Here is an 18,686-nt window from a genome sequence, read left to right on the forward strand (position 1 = left end):
CAGCAAGTTCCCGCCCACCGGGCGGCAACTTCCGGCCAACTTCAGAAACCTGCGATAAATAGTTTGCGGCCTCCGGCGAGGTCAGCGTACTGTTCTTTCTGCGGTCAGAAGCTGGCCGAAAACTTCAAACCATAGCGATGAGCTTGCCGCTCACTTCGCCACAAACGAGAGGAGGTGCCTTGGAAATGGTCAACATCACGATGAAGCCGAACGGCGTCAGCGTCGCGCTGCCGTGCGCCCACGTCCAGGGTGCCGCCCTGTCGCGTCTGCACGTCGAGACGGTCGTGGTTCTCGCCGATGTCTTCACCCAGATCAAGGGCGGAGCTGTGGGCGGTACGAAGTACGGCGGTCAGGGTTCTCGAGCATGGAGTCCACCGGTCTGACGACAAGTCAGCCGGCACCTCCAAGGCCGCGGAACCCTAACCAAGGGATCCGCGGCCTTTCTGTTTTTTCTGCGCCGTGTTTGTCCCGGAAGAGTTTGGCGGTCACCAACCGGTAGGCCGTCGAAGACAGCAAGAGAACACAGCAAGACAGTCACTAGGAGGTGACCGGAATGAGCGTTAGCTTCCTCGATGCCTTCAACGAGGTTGCAACGTCGCAGGACCTGCCCTGTCGGTCCTACGCGCCAGAACTCTTCTTCGCCGAATCGCCGGCGGACGTCGAGTACGCAAAGTCTCTGTGCAACGCCTGCCCACTCGTGGCCGAGTGCCTGGCTGGAGCGCTCGAGCGCTCCGAGCCGTGGGGAGTGTGGGGAGGCCAGCTGTTCGTCCAGGGTGTGGTGGTCGCACGCAAGCGGCCCCGCGGACGTCCACGCAAGTGCGACACCGTTACCGCAGCCTGACCTGACGACTACATCCATCCGAATCGAGACTCAGAACCATGAAAACCCAGACTTCACCCAGGAGAGTTGAAATGCATTTACTTCAAGAAGATCTCGCTCGTGCTCATTGTCAGTCCCTACTGAGGGACGCAGAGGACAACCGGCGCTTCCGCCTGGCGACCCAGTTCGCCAAGGCCCAGAAGCAGGCCGACCGGGCCACCCGGCGCGCGGAGAGGGCCAGTGCAAAGGCACGCCTCACCTTCGCCCGGCTGGTCTGATCCACCCCGGCTCTCAGCCACCGGCCGGACCCCAGCGGTCCGGCCGGCCTGAGCCGAAAATCTGGCTGACGCGGTAGGAGCCGATCTCCATCACACCGCGCCGGCCGAAGAGCCCGACCAGCAGAACGGACCAGGGGGCCGTCGCTGCCGGCCGAAGCTGAACACCCCGAGAGGCGGCATCTAGCGGATGCCGCCTCTCGGCATTTGAAGCTCGGACCTACTCCATCCCTCTGGCGTGAGGTCTGCCGGCGCGCGGCACGTTTTGCCTTGCTCGGTTGCTCGCCTGGAGTGCGGTGGCCATGAAGCCGGCGGCCACGTTCCCGCTCTCCGGCGGCGCCTCCACGAGCCCGAGTTCGGCGACCAGAGCCGCAGACCGGGCGTCGAACAAGTCGGCCGGCAGCATCCGTGACGCTGCTCCGGTGACGTCGACCTCCACCTGCGCGTCGCCCTTACGGCAGCTGACCCGATACCCCAGGTACTGCTGGTCATCGCTGAGCTGCAGCTCGCCATGGACCTCATCCGCCCAGGCCCGCAGCTCATCCATCGCTCGCGGCGTCCGCGCGACCCGCCCGAGGCAACCGACGTACACGTCACCCTCGAGCGGCTTCCCGGTCGCGTCCGGCAGGGCTCGTCCCTTGTCGTCGAGCATCCGTACTACGGTCCGCCCGTCCTCGGTCCGGGCTGTGCCGACCATCCCGAGCCGCTTGTCGGGGATGGTCCGGAGCCGTCCGGACGCCTCCGGGTTGACGTCTCGGTCGTGCAGCCGCCGGAGTTCGGAGTACTGCGCGTCGTTGTGCAGCACCCATGGCGCTTCGGTGCCCACCATGGTGACCGTGGCCTGCGGGTTCCCGGCCAGGATGATCTCGGCGTTCGCGATCGCGCCACCGCCGATCCCGGCGATCAGCCAGTGCTGTCCGGCGGCCGGATCGTACTCACCGTCGCCGATCTCGTCCCCGATCAGCACCCGCCCGGGAAGCTCACGTCGCGCCCGGTCCCAAGCGTCCGTCGCCTCCAGCGTCGTCATCGCCGCGTCGAGCGGCGCCCCGACGATCCCACCGGCGCGGAGTGCGGCACGCGCCTGCGTGACCTCCGGTACTCCGTTCAGCATGGTCAGGGCCGCTCCGGCTGTCCCCGGCTCGTCGCGCAACTCCCGCAGAAGGCCCCTGGCTGCTCCAGCCTCCGGGGTCCGCGCATCGGCGAGGTACTCGTCGACAGCAGCCAGCGACTCCGGGATCGTCGGAAACCACCGCGAAGCGCCCGGCACGATCTCGGGCGGCACACCCGTCGCCACCAGCGGCGTACCGTCGACCGCAACCCGGATCGGCTCCGAACCGTCCAGCGGCCGGATGTCCGCGATCAGCCGTCCCGCATCGTCGATCCCGAGCCGGGCGGTCCCGTCGATGACCGGTCCACGCACCGCGGCCCGGTCCTCCCAGAGCTGGATCGCCGACAGCGGGACGCGCTCCCGCGGCCCGGTGACGTCGTACGGATCGCCCATCCCGCTCTCGGCGAGGTGCCGCACCTGGTCCGCCGACTGCACGATCCCGGGGATCGGGTCGACGTGCCACCGTCCCCGCCCGTCAACGACCAGCAGGTCCGGATCCCGCCCGGCCAAGGCCGCGCCGCCGCCGATCATCAACCGCACCTTCGGCAGGTCGCCCGGCGGCAGCCCGGTCGCGAACTCCCGCAAGGAGCCGACCGTCTGCGCACTCCGCCGATCCCGCTCAGCCGCCGCCTCCGCAGCAGCCGTCGCCAGGTCCCGCCCATCAAGCGAGCCACTAGCAGCCGGTACTACGGCAGGCTCGCGTACTGCGGCGGGCTCGCGTACTAGGGCGGGCTCGCGCAGCCTCGCCCGGTGCTCGACTAGCGCCTGGGCGTCCCGCGCAGGCAACTCCTCCAGCGGCGTAGTGAGTTCCCGCAGCGCACGCTGGCCCGCAGTACTCAACCGGGGCTGGACCGCCAGCAACCGGTTCTTGCGCAACCTCTGTTGCCGGTCGTCGTCACTCGTCGGCTGGAGCCCCATTTCATCCAGCTGAACCAGCAAGGCGTCGCGGGCCGCTTGCTGGGCTCTCTGATCCAAAGCCGGGTCCGCCGCCTGCGCGGCCAGCCAGTCCAGCTGTCCGAGCCGGCTGTAGTCGCGCTCCGACAGCAGCATCCGAGCCGGATCGACCTCCAGACTGACCACCGCGCTGTCGAGCAGATCACCCCGGACAGCCGGCGCACCTGTGTCGGCTCGCCACCGCACTGCCACCAACTCGGCCACCCCTCCGGCGAGGGCCGGCCCTTCCTGCTCGGGCGTCAGCTGGTCGGACAGCTGGATCACGTGGTTGTCCGACGTCGTGTTGGCGAACACGCGCACCAACCGCCCACCCGGAAGCGGGACGGCATCCAGCCGGACCGTCAGCTCGCGGTCGTACTCGTCCAGCGCCCCGAAGGTGTGCTGCCTGACCTCGTCGGGCCCGGTCGGGCGGAGCGCCTCGGCTGCCTTCAGCGACGCCAGCACGGCCGGCCAGCGACCCACCGCCCGAGCGCGAATGAGCTCCGCCTGCCCGGTCCGGATCGTGAGGTCGTCCACCGACGAAATAGTAGGCTCACCAGGGTGTTGATCGCGCGTTCAATCCAAGAGGCCGGCCTTTATGTCGAGCTCCACCCGTGTGACTGTGGCGCGAGGAGCGAGCTCACCTTCAGCATGATCGAGCGTGACGGCGAACTGCTGGCGGTCTACGAGGGGACCTGCGCCGGCTGTGGACAGGCCCGGCGCTTCGAGTTCTCGATTCCCCGCGAGCCGGTCCCGGGCCGGGCCTACGGGGGTGAGCAGCCGTCGTCGATCCTCGATGCGGGCGAGTTCCTCTGGTACAGCGACCGTGGCGCCGACCGAGCTGCTCTGGCTGGTGACCAGCGGCCCAGTACGCGGGAGCTGTCCGCCCTGGATGGCGCGCTCGCGGCGCTGGACGAGGTGGTCAAGTTCATCCCGGCCGGCGCTGATGCGATACCGAGGGAAGCGATCCACTCCGAGTTCGGTCGGGCCGTGTACGACGCCAACCCCGATCGCTTCACCCGCGAGAGCCTCAGCTATCGCCGGGAGCTCCTCCTGGACGCTCGCGCCGAGGGATGAACGCGTCCTGCAACAACGCCTGTTGCAGACCCACCAGCGTGATCCCGCTGACGATCTCCTGCCGCGCGATCATCCCCGGTACATCGGCCAGCGGCACCCACTCGATCCGGTCCGACTCGTTCCGCTCGACCGGCTCGCCGACGTACTCCGCAGTGGTCGCCCGGTACACGTGATGGGTGGAGTCCATGATCCCGGCGCCCGGCTGGGAGCGGATCAAGAAGCTGAGCGGACCTGGCCGCCACCCGGTCTCCTCCTCGACTTCCCGAGCCGCCGCGTCCCCCGGCGCCTCGCCCGGCTCCACGATCCCCATCGGCAACTCCCACGCCCAGGTATCGGTCAGGAACCGATGCCGCCACAGCAGCAGTACCCGCTCCTCGGCGTCCGTCACGACGGCCGCGGCGACATCGCTCAGCCGGACAGCGTCGTACAGGACCCGCTTCCCGTCAGGCTGCTCGACCTCCAGCCGGCGCACACTCAGCCAGGGACTGCTCCAGACCACTTCTTCACCATGTACCAGCCACTGCATGGCTCGGAGCCTAATGCCCGAGCCGCGCGGCCTGGCGCACACTGAGACCATGCCGAACGCCACTTGCTCCCTGTGCGGCCACCAGGCCGACACCGAAGAGGCACCCCTGACCTGGGCGACCTCGGTCGAGAACGGCCGCAAACTCCTGTACTGCGATCGCTGCGCCCGCGACAACGTCCGCAGCATCGAAGGGAAACTCGACAGCGCCTGGTGGTGATCCGGTCGCGCTAGGCGGGATCGCTGAAGCCGGGCAGGAACTCCTCGAGCACCGACCGGAACGGCGCCTCCGTGTCCAGCTGGGACAGCACGGCGATACCGCCGATCCAGACCCGATGGATCAGCAGGTACGACGGGGGCAGGTTGATCTTGAGCGCCATCGTGGCGTTCGGCGAGCGGAAATCACCCGTTCGGTTGGCCTGCGCCCGCATCCACGTCCGGCTGAACTGGAACGTCTCCGTCCGCGCGGGCTCGGCGAAGGGGGCCAGGTAGTCCATCAGCTGATCGGGGTCGATCTCCATCCGCGGCTTGATGAAGCCCTCCGCGCGCAACCCCTCCAGTACGGCGTTGCCGTCGCCCTTCAGCGAGATGCTCAGCAGCCGCCCGATCGCCGGCGGCAACCCATCGGGGAGCCGGGCGCAGAGCCCGAAGTCGACCACGCCGAGCCGCCCGTCCGGCATCACCCGGAAGTTGCCGGGATGCGGGTCGGAGTGCAGCAGTCCGGCCAGTCGCGGCCCGCTGAACATGAACCGGACGTACTTCAGCCCGATCTCGTCCCGCTCCTGCTTCGTACCACCGGTGATCACGCCCGACAGCGGCTTGCCCTCGATCCACTCGGACACGATGACCGTGGGGGAGTGCTTGATGACGCGCGGCACGACGAACTCGGGGTGGTCCTTGAAGGCATCGGCGTACTGCTGCTGGGCCTGCGCCTCGCGGTCGTAGTCGAGCTCCTCGCCGATGCGCTCCTGCAGCTCCGCGACCAGCGGCTTCATGTCCACCCCGGGCACGAGCGCACCGAAGGTCCGGGCGAACCGCCCGAGCTGCTTGAGGTCGGCCCGCAATGCCTCGGCGGCGCCCGGGTACTGGAGTTTGACCGCGACCTCGCGGCCGTCCTTCAGGATGCCGCGATGCACCTGGCCGATCGACGCGGCCGCCGCCGGCAGGTCGTCGAACTCCTCGAACCGGTCCCGCCAGCGCTTGCCCAGCTCACGGCTCAGGATCGTGTGCACGGTCGAGGCCGGCATCGGTGGCGCGGAGTCCTGCAACTTGGTCAGCGTCGCCCGGTACGGCGCCGCGAACTCCTCCGGCATCGCCGACTCCATCAGGCTCAGCATCTGCCCGAACTTCATCGCGCCGCCCTTGAGCTCACCCAGGACGGAGAACAACTGATCCGCGGTACGGCGCTGGAACTCGGCCATCACCGTCTCGGCCGGAGCGCCACCGATCCGCTTGCCCAGTCCGACGGTCGCGCGCCCTGCGGCACCCAGCGGCAGGCTGGCCAGCTTGGCAGTGCGGCTGAGTGCTTTGCGGGGGAGGTCGGACACGGTGCCCATTCTGTCCGGTCACCCAAGCGGCAACCCCGCCGGGGCACCGCGAGTCAGATCACAAATGTTCCGCGTTACCGGCAAGCCCACACGATGTGGGCTCGCCGCGGTTACTTAACGACGGAGGGGCGGTGGTGGACCCGAAGGTCGCACCGCCGCCCCCACGACTTGGTGCGTCAGGCCTTGCCGAGGATCCGGTTCAGGTTCGTACCGCACTCGGGGCACTTGGCCTTGGCCATGCGCGTGCCCTTGTCGTTGACCTTGACCTCGCCGTCGGCGGTGCGCTTGGCCTTGCACTTGACGCAGTAGAACTCGCCGCTCCAGGTCTCTGCCATGAGGGCCCTCTCCTTGCTTGAATACCAGCCGGGGCATATGCCCGGCCGTCGTGGATGCTTTCGGCAGACCGTCCTGCCGTAGGCCGTTCGGCCCAATCGGGATTCACCCTACGGCAGGCTGGGAGTGGCTCAAGCCCATCTCCCGCTCCGCGCGCCGCCTGGAAATCGCTTTCCATGGTCTGGGCCGGACGCGGAACAGGCTCCCGGGTAGTCGCCTTCGGAACCACTCGGCTTCCCCTCCGAGTGGCCCCGGAGGCGGTCCGGGAGCCTGTTGGACCTGACGCTAGGAGTTGCCGGCCGCGCTGACAAGTCCCGGTTGTCCACCCCTGTGGATAAACCTGTGTGCAAGCTGTGGGGCGCGCCGGTCGATGCTGTGGACGAGCGGGGGAACACGATGTGAACAACCGACATCGGTGGTCCCGCCAACAGGGGTCTGACCTGCGGAAACGTCAATTCACAGGATGTGGACAGAAGAAAGTTGGGGGATTCAGGCGGTACGGTCTGATCCATGGCCGACTCTCCACCGCGCCCGATCCCGCCGTATGTGGACATCCGCCGCAGCAAGCGGCGCAAGCGGACCGTCAGCGCCTACCGGGACGGCGAGCGGGTGATCGTCTTGATGCCCGATCGGCTCTCCGCCGCCGAGGAGGCGCGCTGGGTCGAAACCATGCTCCAGCGGCTCGAGAAGCAGCGCAGCCGATCCCGCGTGTCGGACGAAAAATTGTTGGCCAGAGCACACGATCTCGCGTGTCGCCACCTGCCAGAAGTGCCCGAACCTGCGTCTGTGAGGTGGGTTTCGAACCAGAATCGACGCTGGGGATCCTGTACTCCGGCCGACCGTTCGATCCGGTTGTCGACCCGTTTGCAGTCGATGCCGGCCTGGGTCGTGGACTATGTCCTGGTCCACGAGCTCGCTCACCTGGTGGAGCCGTCCCACAACGCGGCGTTCTGGGAGCTGGTCCACCGCTACCCCAGGGCCGAGCGCGCCGAGGGCTATCTGGAGGGCATCTCCGCCGCCTCCACCCTCGACCTCGAGGACTTCTGAGCGGACTTCGGGCGGGTGCCCCAGGGGTAGCCCTAGGGGCTGGACCGCCACCACACACCAACTCTCACTGAGCACGGCTCAGCACGCTCGGTGAGCCTGCCGCCGCGCCCTGAGCCGGAGCATGGTGTGTGGTGCAGATCCGGGTTCCCCGGTCACCACCCAGGCCGCACCGCCCGTAGGTAGTACGGGAAAGCCCCCACCCTGTGATTTGCCCCAGGGTGGGGTGGGGCTGGCACCAGGGTGAGCTCGGTGGCTTCCTGCATGGTGGCCGATGCCTGCCTTAACGAATGCTGAGACGCGTAGCCAGCAGTCGGCGTCGGGCCGGAGCTGGGAGGGTGCGTCCGGAGGCGGGCGCAGAGGGGTAGGAACCACCATGTCCACTTCCAGGGGACAACTCACGGTGCGGGCCGCACGCTGGAGCGCCACCCATCCGTGGCGGGCGATCGCCATGTGGGTGGCCGTAGTCATCGCGTGTTTCGCGCTCGGCAGCATGACGGGGACCAAGGAGTCGAGCAACGAGGGTGACATCGGCGAGGTGACCCGCGCCGACGACATCGTCAAGTCCGGCAACTTCCCCGATCACGACATCGAGAGCGTGCTGATCACGCCGCACTCGGGGGCACTCGACCAGACCGAGGCCAACAAGGTCGCCGGCGTGGTGATTGAGCGGATGCGCGCCCTCGGTGGGGTCGCGGAGGTCGCCCAGCCGATCCTGTCGCCGAAGAAGGACGCGCTGATCGTCCGGGTCACGCTGAAGGACGGTGACGACGACAACCGGGTGCAGCCGCTGCTCGACACGACCGCGAAGGTCCAGCAGGACTATCCGGGTCTGCGGGTCGAGGAGGTCGGCGGCGAGTCGATCGACAAGGCGCTGAACGAGACGCTCGGCAAGGACTTCCAGCGCGCCGAGATCTTCAGCCTGCCGGTGACGCTGATCATTCTGCTGATCGCGTTCGGTGCGCTGATCGCGGCCGCGGTACCGCTGCTGCTCGCCTTGTCGTCGGTCGTCGCCGCGATCGGCCTGGCCGCCGCGGCGTCGCAACTGGTGCCCGCCGTCGACGCGGTCAACAGTGTGATCCTGCTGATCGGCATGGCGGTCGGCGTCGACTACTCACTGTTCTACCTGCGCCGCGAACGCGAGGAACGCGCCAAGGGCCGCGGTCACGTCGACGCGGTCGAGATCGCAGCGGCGACCTCTGGTCACGCAGTCGTCGTCTCCGGTATCGCGGTGATCATCTCGATGGCCGGCCTGTTCCTGGCTCGCGACGCGGTGTTCTCTTCCTTCGCAGTCGGCTCGATCCTCGTGGTGGCCGTAGCGGTGGTCGGCTCGCTGACCGTGCTTCCCGCGATCCTCGCCAAGCTCGGCCGCTGGGTCGACCGCCCGCGCATCCCGCTGGTGTGGCGCCTCACTGCGAACAAGGAGAACCCGCGCTTCTGGCCCACGCTGCTCAAGCCGGCCCTGAAGCACCCGATCGCCACCCTGCTCGTCTCCGTCACCGCTCTGCTCGCCGTGGCGTCACCTGCACTGGGCATGAACCTGAAGTTCCCCGGTACCGAGGATCTGCCGCGCGACACCGCGGTGATGAAGGCGTACGACCGGCTGACCGCGGCCTTCCCGAGCACCGGGACCAGCCACGAGGTCGCAGTACGGGCCCCGGCCAACCAGCAGCCCGCGGTACAGGCCGCCTTCGCAAACCTGATCAAGCGGACGCAGTCGGACAAGCTGTTCGCGCAGGACGGTCTTGAGGAGCCGAAGGTCTCGGCCGACGGCACCGTCACGGTGTTCGAGGTCGCCACGCCGTACGAGGGTGGAAGCCAGCAGGCGCGTGACTCGCTGAGCAAGCTGCGCAAGGAGCTGATGCCGGAAACGTTCGGCCAGGTGCCGGGCGTGGAGTACGCAGTCGGCGGGTTCGTGGCGGCCGACGTGGACTACGCGGCCCACACCAGGGCCAAGCTCCCACTGGTGATCGGCTTCGTCCTGCTCCTGACGATGATCGTGATGATGGTGACCTTCCGCTCCGTGGTGGTCGCGGTCACCGCCATCGGCCTCAACCTGCTCAGCGCCGGCGCGGCGTACGGAGTCGTCACCGCGGTCTTCCAGAACACCTGGGCCGAAGGCATCCTCGACTTCCGCTCCAACGGGGCAGTCGTCTCCTGGCTGCCACTGTTCCTCTTCGTAGTCCTCTTCGGCCTGTCGATGGACTACCACGTCTTCGTAGTCAGCCGGATCCGCGAAGCAGTACTCCGCGGAGTCCCCACCAAACAAGCAGTTGCCGAAGGCATCACCGGCTCCGCAGGCGTGGTGACCAGCGCGGCAGCCGTCATGATCGGCGTCTTCGCAGTCTTCGCCACCCTGAGCACCCTCGACATGAAGCAACTGGGAGTAGGCCTCGCGGTCGCGATCCTCATCGACGCCACCATCATCCGAGCCGTAGTCCTCCCCAGCATCATGACCCTCCTGGGCGACGCCAACTGGTGGGCCCCCAAGTGGCTCCGAGGCCCCCAACCCAAGCACGCAACCTCAACCCCAGCCCCAGAAGAAGACCGCGAACTAACCCCCGTCGGCTGACCCCACCCACCCCAAGAGCCCCGCCCGGAACCCCCGGCGGGGCTCTTGCCCGTAGCAAAGCCGTGTTCGTTTCAGGGGCTAACCCCTGAAACGGTGTCGCCAGCGCGGCGATCGGGGCTGCGTGAAGGGGGCCGGCTCGAGTTGGCGCGGTGAGGGGTGCCGGGTTTGGCTAGCTGGCCGGTTCCAGGCGGACGGTCAGGCCTTTGGCTACTGGGGTGTTGCTGCCTTTGGCCAGGTCGTCGGCTGACATCAGGACGTTGGTTTCGGGGTAGTACGCCGCCACGCAGCCGCGAGCGGTCGGGTACGAGACCAGGCGGAAGCCTGCCGCCCGGCGCTCGACGCCCCTGAACTCGCTGACGATGTCGACGCGCTGCCCGTCCTTCAGGCCGAGCTCCGCGAGGTCGTCGGGGTTCACGAAGACGACCTCGCGGGTGCCGTGCACGCCGCGGTACCGGTCCTCCAGCCCGTAGATCGTCGTGTTGAACTGGTCGTGACTGCGCATCGTCTGCAGCAGCAACCGCCCGGGCTCGGTCGGCAACCAGGACAGGTCGTTGGCGCTGAACTGCGCCCGCGCATCAGACGTCTTGAACTCGCGCCTGTCCCGCGCCGCATGCGCGAGCAGGAACCCACCCTTCGCCTGCAACCGCTGCTCGAAATCCTCGTACCCGTCGCAGACCCGCCCGATCCGCTGCCGGATCAAGCTGTAGTCGTCCGCGAAATCCTTCCACGGGATCTGCCCGATCTCCGGTACGACCAACTCCGCGATCCCGCAAACGATCCCGACCTCCGACTTCAACTCAGGGCCCGGAGGCATCAGGTTCCCGCGCGACAGATGCACAGCGCCCTGCGAGTCCTCCACCGTCACCGCCTGCGCCCCAGCAGCCGTGTGATCGTGATCCGTCCGTCCGAGCGTCGGCAGGATCAGCGCCTCCCGCCCGACCACGGTGTGCGACCGGTTCAGCTTCGTCGACACGTGCACGGTCAGATCGCACCGCCGAAGCCCTTCGGCCACGACCTCGGTGTCCGGCGTCGCGGAAGCGAAGTTCCCACCCATCGCGAAGAACACCCGTACGGCGCCCGCACGCAACCGATGCACCGTCTCGGCTGCGTCGACCCCGTGCTCACGCGGCGATGTGAACGAGAACTCGTGATCCAGCCGATCCAGGAACGCCTCCGGCATCCTCTCCCAGATGCCCATACTCCGGTCACCCTGTACGTTCGAATGCCCGCGCACCGGGCAAGGACCCGCGCCGGGCTTGCCGATGTTTCCCTGCAGCAGCAGGACGTTCACGATCTCGGTGATGGTGGCAACGGCTTCGCGGTGCTGGGTGAGCCCCATCGCCCAGCAGATCACCGTCGCCTTGGACTTGATGAATCGCTGGGTGAACTCCTCGATCTCGGCCCGGGTCAGCCCGGTCGCCTGCTCGACGGCCGGCCAGTCCAGCTCGGAGTTGTGCTTGGCGTACAACTCGTACCCGCTGGTGTGCTGATCGACGAAGTCCTTGTCGACGACGGTGCCCGGCGCGGCCGCCTCGGCCGCCAGCAACAAGTGGCCGACGGCGAGGAACAGCGCCTGGTCGCCACCGATCCGGATCTGCAGGTGCTGGTCGGCCAGTGCGGTGCCCTTGCCGACCCAGCCCGACGGTCGCTGCGGGTTCTTGAAGTTCATCAGCCCGGGCTCGGGCAGCGGGTTCACCGAGACGATGTCGCCGCCGTTCTTCTTCGCGATCTCCAGGTGGGTGAGCATCCGCGGCGCGTTGGTGCCCGGGTTCTGCCCGACCACGACGATCAGCTCGGCCTCCTCGAGCATGTCCAGCGTCACCGCGCCCTTGCCGCTGCCGATCACCCGCGTCAGCGCAGTACCGGAGGATTCGTGGCACATGTTGGAGCAGTCGGGCAGGTTGTTCGTGCCGTAGGCGCGGACGAAGGTCTGGTAGAGGAAGGCGGCCTCGTTGCTGGTCCGGCCGGAGGTGTAGAACACCGCGTCATCGGGGTCGACGAGCGCCTTCAGATGCCGGGCCACCACGTGGAACGCCTCGTCCCAGCCGACGGGCTCGTAGTGGGTGGCGCCCGCCCGCAGCAGCATCGGCTCGGTGATCCGGCCGAGCTTGCCGAGCTCGAACTCGGAGATCCTGCCAAGGTCGTCGATCGAGTGCTCCGCGAAGAAGGCTCGCGGCACCCGCTTGCGGGTCGCCTCCCAGGCGACCGCCTTGGCGCCGTTCTCGCAGAACTCCGCGGAGTGCTTGCGCAAGCTGTCGGGGTCGGGCCAGGCGCAGGACGGGCAGTCGAACCCGAGATCCTGGTTCATCTTCCGGAACACCTTGCCGGTCCGCGCCGGTCCCATCTCGCGGAAACCGAACTTGAACGACGAGAGCACGGCGGGAACGCCGGCGGCCTTCTTCTTCGGCTGTTCGATGTCGACCATGGTTCAACTGTAAATCGTCCTATCACCAGTAGCAGGATTGATAGGCGCCACCGCGCCCAGATGGTCCACAGGACCATGTACTGCGGCCGCGGTGTGTGACCGCAGCCCATAGTGCGCGGTGCCGCTGATTTCTAGAGTCCTCGGCCATGGAGACCCGTCGAGCCCTTGTCACCGGTGCCGCGTCCGGCATCGGGGCAGCCTGTGCCCGCCGCCTGGCCGCGGACGGCGTACAGGTAGTCGCGGTCGACTACGACGCCGAGGGTCTTCGCGAGCTGACCACGAAAGGAATCCAGACGCTGACCGCCGACCTGGCCGACCTGGACGGACTGACGCAGCTTCCGACCGACATCGACATCCTGGTGAACAACGCAGGCGTCCAGCAGGTCGCTCCGGTCGAGCAGTTCCCGCCCGAGCGGTTCGGCTACATCCTGCGGCTCATGCTGGAGTCCCCGTTCCGGCTGATCCGGCAGACTCTGCCGCACATGTACGGCCGCGGCTGGGGACGGGTCGTCAACATCTCGTCCGTGCACGGTCTCCGCGCCAGCCCGTTCAAGGTGGCGTACGTCGCGGCCAAGCACGGGCTCGAAGGCCTCAGCAAGGTGGTCGCGCTCGAAGGCGCCTCGCACGGCGTCACGAGCAACTGCGTCAACCCGGCGTACGTCCGTACTCCGCTGGTCACCGCCCAGCTCGCGGATCAAGCCTTGATTCACGGTCTGACCGAGGCCGAAGTACTCGACCAGGTCCTGCTCGAACCGGTCGCGGTGAAGCGGCTGATCGAGCCGGCCGAGGTGGCCGAGCTGGTCGCACTGTTGTGTGGACCGGCATCGGCCTCGCTCACGGGGAGCTCACTCGTCCTCGACGGCGGCTGGACCGCCCACTAACAAGGAGCCCGCCCATGGCAACATCAACCGGACCCACGAGGACGAGGACCCCGATCGCGCGGGTCGTCGGCGCGAGCCTGGTCGGCACCACGGTCGAGTGGTACGACTTCTTCCTGTACGGCGTCGCCGCGTCCGTCATCTTCGGGGATCTCTTCTTCCCCAAGGGCGAGGAGCTCACCGGCACGCTGCTCAGCTTCGCCACCTTCGCCGTCGGCTTCTTCGCCCGGCCGATCGGCGGGGTCGTGTTCGGGCACTTCGGCGACCGGCTGGGCCGCAAGAACCTGCTGGTGCTGTCGCTGCTGATGATGGGGCTGGCGACCTTCGCGATCGGCCTGCTCCCGACGTACGCGCAGGTCGGGGCGCTGGCACCGGTCCTGCTGACCGTGCTGCGGCTCATCCAGGGCTTCGCCCTCGGCGGCGAGTGGGGTGGCGCAGTACTGATTGTCTCGGAGCACGGTAGTCCCGAACGGCGTGGGTTCTGGTCGTCCTGGCCGCAGGCCGGGGCTCCGGCGGGACAATTGATCGCGAACGGCGTACTCGCGGGGCTCGCGACGTTCCAGAGCGATGCGGCGTTCGAGAAGTGGGGTTGGCGGATTCCGTTCCTGCTGTCCGCGGTACTGGTACTGGTCGGGCTCTGGGTGCGGCTGCGGATCGAGGAGTCGCCGCTGTTCCGCGAGGCGCGGGCCAAGCAGGAGCCGGGCGACAAGTTGCCGTTCGTCGAGGTGATCACGAAGTACCCGCGGGAGGTGCTGACCGCGATGGGGGCCCGGATGGCCGAGAACGTCAGCTACTACATCTTCACCATCGTGATCGCGACTTACGCCAAGGAACACCTCAAGCTGGACAAGTCGTTCGCGCTGAACGCGGTGCTGATCGCCGCGGCGGTCCACTTCTGCTCGATCCCGCTGTGGGGCGCGCTGTCGGACCGGGTCGGGCGCAAGCCGGTCTACCTGCTCGGTGCGATCGGCGTCGGCGTCTGGGGCTTCGTCTTCATCGCCTTGCTGGACACGAAAAACTTCGGCCTCGCGGTCCTCGCCGTCACGATCGGGCTGGTCCTGCACGGCGCGATGTACGGGCCACAGGCAGCTTTCTTCACAGAGCTGTTCGGGACCAGGGTCCGGTACTCCGGGGTCTCCGTCGGCTACCAGTTGGCCTCCATCATCGCCGGCGGCCTGGCGCCGTTCATCGCGATCGCCCTGCTCAAGGCCTATGACTCCGGCTTCGCGATCTCGGCGTACGTCGCGGTCTGCTCGGTGATCTCGATCGTCGCAGTGGTCAGCTACGGCGAGACCCGCCACCGCAACCTCTCCACGCTCTGATTCCCGCCGCTGACGTCCGAAGAAGTGACGGACACGTTCCTCCGCTTCTTCGGACGTCAGCGGAGGAGGAGAGAGGAGGGAGGATGGGGGTGTGGAGGAGTTGCTGCGGCTGCTGGCGGATGACGCGCCGGGAAGCGAGCTCGTGCGGGCGGCCGGTTCGGACCAGGCCGCCCGCGACCTCGCGCTCCGGATCCGCGCCGGGATGGACGCGAGCAAGAAGCGTGAGGCGGAACTGTCGGCGCTGGTCGACGTCGCCCGCGAGCTCGCCTCCGCGCGCGAACCCGGCCGCGTCCTCGATACCATCGTCCACCGCGCCCGCACGCTGATCGGCACCGACGTCGCCTACCTCACCCTGTACGACGCGGCGCACGGCGACACTTTCATGCGCGCCACCGACGGGTCGGTCTCGGCCGCCTTCCAGCAACTCCGGCTGCCACTCGGCTCGGGTCTGGGCGGGCTGGTCGCGGAGACCCACAAGCCCTACTGGACGGCGGACTATCCCGGTGACCGCCGCTTCAAGCACACCTTGCGCATCGACAGTGCCGTCGGCGAGGAGGGCCTGGTGGCGATCTGCGGTACGCCGCTGATCGTGGACGGCGCCTTCGTCGGCGTACTCTTCGCCTCCAACCGGACCCGCCGCCCGTTCAGTCGCGAAGAGGTCTCCCTCCTCGGCTCACTCGCAACCCTGGCGGCGGTCACCCTCGTCCAGGTCCGCGCCGCCGCCGAGACCGCCGCCGCACTCGACCAGTTGTCGGCCGCCCACGCGGGCGTTGAACACGCCGCGGCCGCGCACGACCGGTTCGCCGAAATCGTCCTGTCCGGCGGCGACGTGGACGCCATCGCCGCCGCACTGGCCGAGCTACTGGACGTCTGGGTCATCCTGGTCGATGCCACCGGCAACGAGTTGGTCAGGGCCGGCGAAGTTGACCGCGATCCCCTTGCAGGCAGGGCTGGCCGCCCGGTGCCCTGGGCCGCGTCGCCGGAGTCTGGGTGGTTGACGCGAGTGGGCGACTGCTGGGTGGTCGCCGCTACTGCCAAGGGTGAGCGGCTGGGTGCGCTGGTGATCGGAGGCGCCGACGAACTGTCTGGTGCCGATCAGCGGATCGTCGAGCGTGCCGCAGTGGTCACAGCACTTGTCCTGCTCTTCCGTCGTCAGGCAGCCGAGCAGTCCCGACGTGCTCAGGCCGATATCCTCGCCGACACTCTCAGCGGCACCACCGACCCGCGAGCACTGGCCGACCGCTTCCGCCTACTGGGCAAGCAGAAGGAGATCCCGAAGCAGGTGGTCGTCGCCGTCTGCAGAGGCGACCACTCTGGAGTACTGGCCCGGCTGACGGCTCCACTGGAGGAAAAGCTCGCCCTGGTGGGCCCGTACGCCGGGGATCTCGTCCTGCTGATCGCCGACTCCGACCCTGTGAGGGTGGCGGTGGAGTTGACCGAGGTAGCCCGGCGTACAGGTGTGACCGTCGCAGTAACCGGCCCGGCAGTTTGGGGGAGCGAGGTCATCACTGTGCACCGCGAGGCGACCCGGCTCGTCGCGACGATGCTGCGCCTCGGCCGGACCCGGCAGGCCGCAACACCTGACGACCTAGGCTTGGCCGGCCTGGTCGGCGCCGCACAGGTCGACGTCGCCACCCACGTGACTCACGTACTGGGTGAAGTCATCGAGTACGACGGGCAGCGCGGTACCGACCTCATAGGTACCCTCCGCGCGTACTTCGCGGCCGGCCAGAGTCCCACCCGCGCCGCAGAGGTGCTCCACGTCCACCCCAACACGGTCCAGCAACGCCTGGACAGAATCACTGTCCTCCTGGGACAAGGCTGGCTGGAACCTGGTCACGCCCTGAACGTACAGGTAGCCCTCCACCTGCTGGCAGCTCTTCCCGACCCTGGGTAGCTCCTCGCCGACTTGTCTGTAGGTCATTCGGATGACAAAGGCAGGCCGAACGGCCAGCCGCTTGCCGTCCTCCTGTCGCCCGTTCACCCGCTGTGACGGTTGGGCCGTCGCGCTCACTCTGTAGGCGGGAGCGGCGCCGAAAATGGTGACACAGAGTGTCGATCTCGTCGAGGTGACGGGGGATGTGAGATGGCGGACGGCCGGATCATCACGGTCTTCGCAGCCAAAGGTGGCTGCGGCAAGACAACGGTGGCGACGAACCTCGCCACGATCCTGTACGACCGCGGCGCTCACCGCGTCTGTCTGCTCGACCTCGATCTCGAGTTCGGCGATGCCGCCGGCATGCTCGGTCTCCGGTCCGAGCGCAGCATGGTCGACGCGCTCCCGGTGGTCGATCAGCTGACCCCGGAGACGGTCGCCTCGCTGATGACGAGCTACCTGCCCGGATTCGACTGCCTGCTGGCGCCGACCCGACCGGGCGACGCCCGGCTGATCTCGGCCTCGCTCGTGAGCCGGCTGCTGGCCGTCCTTCCGCTCGTCTACGACTTCGTGGTGGTGGACACGCCCAGCCGCTTCGGCCCGCACGTCCTCGCGGCACTCGATGTCGCGGATCACCAGATCCTGGTCACGACGCCGGAGCGGCCCGCGCTGAAGAACCTGCGGGTGACGCTCGACATGCTCGACCTGCTGCCGTACGACCGGACCGCGCGATCGATCGTGGTCAACCGGTTCGACGCCAGGTCAGCCCTGCCCGCCGCGCTCCTGGACGAGCTGCTCAGGAGCCCGATCGCCGGCCATCTCCCGACCTGGGAGGGCGTCCCCGCCTCGATCAACCGAGGCGAACCACTGGCCGTGGCTCAACCCGACCACGCGGTCAGCCTGGCATTCCGGCAGCTGGCCGCCGCCCTCCTCGCGAGCGACGGGAGATGCAGGCGCGATCCGCCGCCCGGCTAGCACGTCTCGCAGTACCAGCCATCACTTCATCGAAATCCTTTGAAAAGAAAGCGAGTCATGCTTCAGCTGGTTCGCCCGGGCACTAGGGTCTAAAGGCCCTACCTGATTCTTGTGGGTGATGCCTAGTGTGACGCTCACGGGGGGTGGGGTCATGACTAATCGGATTCGGATCGTCGTGGTCGACGGGCACACGTTGACAAGGTTCGGGCTGCTGGGGCTGGTGAGTGGGCAGGCTGACATCGAGATCGTGGGGGACACCGGGCTCGGGGCTGAGGCCGTCGAGCTGGTCGAATCGGTGAAACCTGATGTGGTCGTGCTCGACACCGTATTGCCGGACGCCGACGGGCTGCGGATCGCTCGCGAGCTTCGCGACCGGTACGCCGGTCTCGGCATCGTGTTGCTGACGTCCAACGGTGCGGACGACACCCTGTTCAGGGCGCTGGAGATCGGTGTCTCCGCGTTCGTCAGCAAGACCGCGCCGATCGCAGAGGTGCTGGCGGGCATCCGGCACGCGGCGGTCGCGTCGGGGTCCTTCCTCGCGAGCGGTCTCGGCCAGGCCTATGCCCGCAGGAAGTCGGCCGTACCAGCGCCGGTGCTGAGTCCGCGCGAGGCCGAAGTCCTGGTCCTGCTCGGCCAAGGACTGTCGGTTCCCGCCATCGCAGGCAGGATGTTCGTCAGCCACTCGACGGCGAAGACCTATGTCGCCAGGGTTTACGAGAAGCTGGGCGTCTCCAACCGGGCACAGGCTCTGATGGCCGGCCTCCGGCTGGGCGTGATCCGCAAGGAACTGGCGTCCACTGCGTTGAAGTCAGCCCAGTAGCCGGTGCCAGGCAGTTGCCAGCGGCCGCCATCGCAGCCACACCGACGACTGCGCCAGGCGCGAATCCGCTGAATCCGCTGAATCCGCTGAATCCGCTGAATCCGCTGAATAACTACGCGGACCTGGACAGGTAGGGCAGTACGCCGGTAGCAGGTCGA

At 67.9% G+C, this 18,686-nt stretch carries 17 protein-coding genes; 12 read left to right on the forward strand and 5 right to left on the reverse strand.

Annotation, left to right across the window (positions count from 1 at the left end):
- The first annotated feature begins 185 nt into the window (after positions 1 to 185).
- The 3 genes from G3I17_RS11595 (at position 186) to G3I17_RS11605 (ending at position 1,098) form a co-directional block, all read left to right on the forward strand.
- Complete coding sequence (locus tag G3I17_RS11595) at positions 186 to 383, forward strand: hypothetical protein (RefSeq protein ID WP_164595964.1); 198 nt, start codon at positions 186 to 188, stop codon at positions 381 to 383.
- Positions 384 to 553: 170 nt separating this feature from the next.
- A complete protein-coding gene (locus G3I17_RS11600) occupies positions 554 to 841 on the forward strand; it encodes a WhiB family transcriptional regulator (protein ID WP_164595965.1) in 288 nt (95 codons plus the stop codon).
- 71 nt (positions 842 to 912) lie between these two features.
- On the forward strand, positions 913 to 1,098 hold the full coding sequence (locus G3I17_RS11605) for a hypothetical protein (protein ID WP_164595966.1): 186 nt from the start codon (positions 913 to 915) through the stop codon (positions 1,096 to 1,098).
- A gap of 217 nt (positions 1,099 to 1,315) precedes the next feature.
- On the opposite strand, the gene G3I17_RS11610 is transcribed toward G3I17_RS11605, so the two are convergent.
- Positions 1,316 to 3,673 carry a hypothetical protein gene (locus tag G3I17_RS11610; protein ID WP_164595967.1) on the reverse strand — a complete coding sequence of 786 codons (2,358 nt, stop codon included), beginning with the start codon at positions 3,671 to 3,673 and terminating at the stop codon, positions 1,316 to 1,318.
- A gap of 24 nt (positions 3,674 to 3,697) precedes the next feature.
- On the opposite strand from G3I17_RS11610, the gene G3I17_RS11615 reads away from it, so the two are divergent.
- Positions 3,698 to 4,213 (forward strand): hypothetical protein, encoded by a 516-nt coding sequence (locus G3I17_RS11615; protein WP_164595968.1) that lies wholly within the window; start codon positions 3,698 to 3,700, stop codon positions 4,211 to 4,213.
- On the opposite strand, the gene G3I17_RS11620 is transcribed toward G3I17_RS11615, so the two are convergent.
- Entirely contained in the window at positions 4,167 to 4,739 is a 573-nt protein-coding gene (locus tag G3I17_RS11620) for an NUDIX hydrolase (RefSeq protein ID WP_164595969.1), read from the reverse strand. The two genes, G3I17_RS11615 and G3I17_RS11620, sit on opposite strands and share 47 nt — an antisense overlap.
- A gap of 49 nt (positions 4,740 to 4,788) precedes the next feature.
- On the opposite strand from G3I17_RS11620, the gene G3I17_RS39775 reads away from it, so the two are divergent.
- Positions 4,789 to 4,956 (forward strand): hypothetical protein, encoded by a 168-nt coding sequence (locus G3I17_RS39775; RefSeq protein WP_203590021.1) that lies wholly within the window; start codon positions 4,789 to 4,791, stop codon positions 4,954 to 4,956.
- 10 nt (positions 4,957 to 4,966) lie between these two features.
- Here G3I17_RS39775 and G3I17_RS11625 read toward each other — a convergent pair whose 3' ends face one another.
- Both G3I17_RS11625 and G3I17_RS39780 read right to left on the reverse strand, forming a co-directional pair.
- On the reverse strand, positions 4,967 to 6,283 hold the full coding sequence (locus tag G3I17_RS11625) for an AarF/ABC1/UbiB kinase family protein (RefSeq protein ID WP_164595970.1): 1,317 nt from the start codon (positions 6,281 to 6,283) through the stop codon (positions 4,967 to 4,969).
- Between the two features lie 176 nt (positions 6,284 to 6,459).
- Entirely contained in the window at positions 6,460 to 6,618 is a 159-nt protein-coding gene (locus G3I17_RS39780) for a DUF5679 domain-containing protein (RefSeq protein ID WP_012922897.1), read from the reverse strand.
- A gap of 508 nt (positions 6,619 to 7,126) precedes the next feature.
- On the opposite strand from G3I17_RS39780, the gene G3I17_RS11630 reads away from it, so the two are divergent.
- Positions 7,127 to 7,663 (forward strand): M48 family metallopeptidase, encoded by a 537-nt coding sequence (locus G3I17_RS11630; RefSeq protein ID WP_164595971.1) that lies wholly within the window; start codon positions 7,127 to 7,129, stop codon positions 7,661 to 7,663.
- A gap of 373 nt (positions 7,664 to 8,036) precedes the next feature.
- Complete coding sequence (locus tag G3I17_RS11635) at positions 8,037 to 10,232, forward strand: MMPL family transporter (RefSeq protein ID WP_203590023.1); 2,196 nt, start codon at positions 8,037 to 8,039, stop codon at positions 10,230 to 10,232.
- 169 nt (positions 10,233 to 10,401) lie between these two features.
- Here the strand turns inward: G3I17_RS11635 and G3I17_RS11640 are convergent, their stop codons facing one another.
- Positions 10,402 to 12,657 carry an FdhF/YdeP family oxidoreductase gene (locus tag G3I17_RS11640; protein WP_164595972.1) on the reverse strand — a complete coding sequence of 752 codons (2,256 nt, stop codon included), beginning with the start codon at positions 12,655 to 12,657 and terminating at the stop codon, positions 10,402 to 10,404.
- Between the two features lie 146 nt (positions 12,658 to 12,803).
- Between G3I17_RS11640 and G3I17_RS11645 the strand changes: the two genes are divergently transcribed.
- The 5 genes from G3I17_RS11645 to G3I17_RS11665 all read left to right on the forward strand — a co-directional run bounded on the left by G3I17_RS11645 (position 12,804) and on the right by G3I17_RS11665 (position 18,528).
- Entirely contained in the window at positions 12,804 to 13,538 is a 735-nt protein-coding gene (locus G3I17_RS11645) for an SDR family NAD(P)-dependent oxidoreductase (protein WP_164595973.1), read from the forward strand.
- A gap of 14 nt (positions 13,539 to 13,552) precedes the next feature.
- The gene (locus tag G3I17_RS11650) at positions 13,553 to 14,857 is read left to right on the forward strand and encodes an MFS transporter (RefSeq protein WP_164595974.1); all 1,305 of its coding nucleotides are present in this window, start codon (positions 13,553 to 13,555) and stop codon (positions 14,855 to 14,857) included.
- A 91-nt stretch (positions 14,858 to 14,948) separates the two neighbouring features.
- The gene (locus tag G3I17_RS11655; RefSeq protein WP_164595975.1) at positions 14,949 to 16,754 is read left to right on the forward strand and encodes a GAF domain-containing protein; all 1,806 of its coding nucleotides are present in this window, start codon (positions 14,949 to 14,951) and stop codon (positions 16,752 to 16,754) included.
- A 189-nt stretch (positions 16,755 to 16,943) separates the two neighbouring features.
- Positions 16,944 to 17,708 (forward strand): P-loop NTPase, encoded by a 765-nt coding sequence (locus tag G3I17_RS11660; protein WP_164595976.1) that lies wholly within the window; start codon positions 16,944 to 16,946, stop codon positions 17,706 to 17,708.
- A gap of 151 nt (positions 17,709 to 17,859) precedes the next feature.
- Entirely contained in the window at positions 17,860 to 18,528 is a 669-nt protein-coding gene (locus tag G3I17_RS11665) for a response regulator transcription factor (RefSeq protein WP_164595977.1), read from the forward strand.
- Positions 18,529 to 18,686: the final 158 nt, after the last annotated feature.

It is taken from the genome of Streptomyces sp. SID13031 (assembly GCF_010548305.1).
Classification (GTDB): domain Bacteria; phylum Actinomycetota; class Actinomycetes; order Propionibacteriales; family Kribbellaceae; genus Kribbella.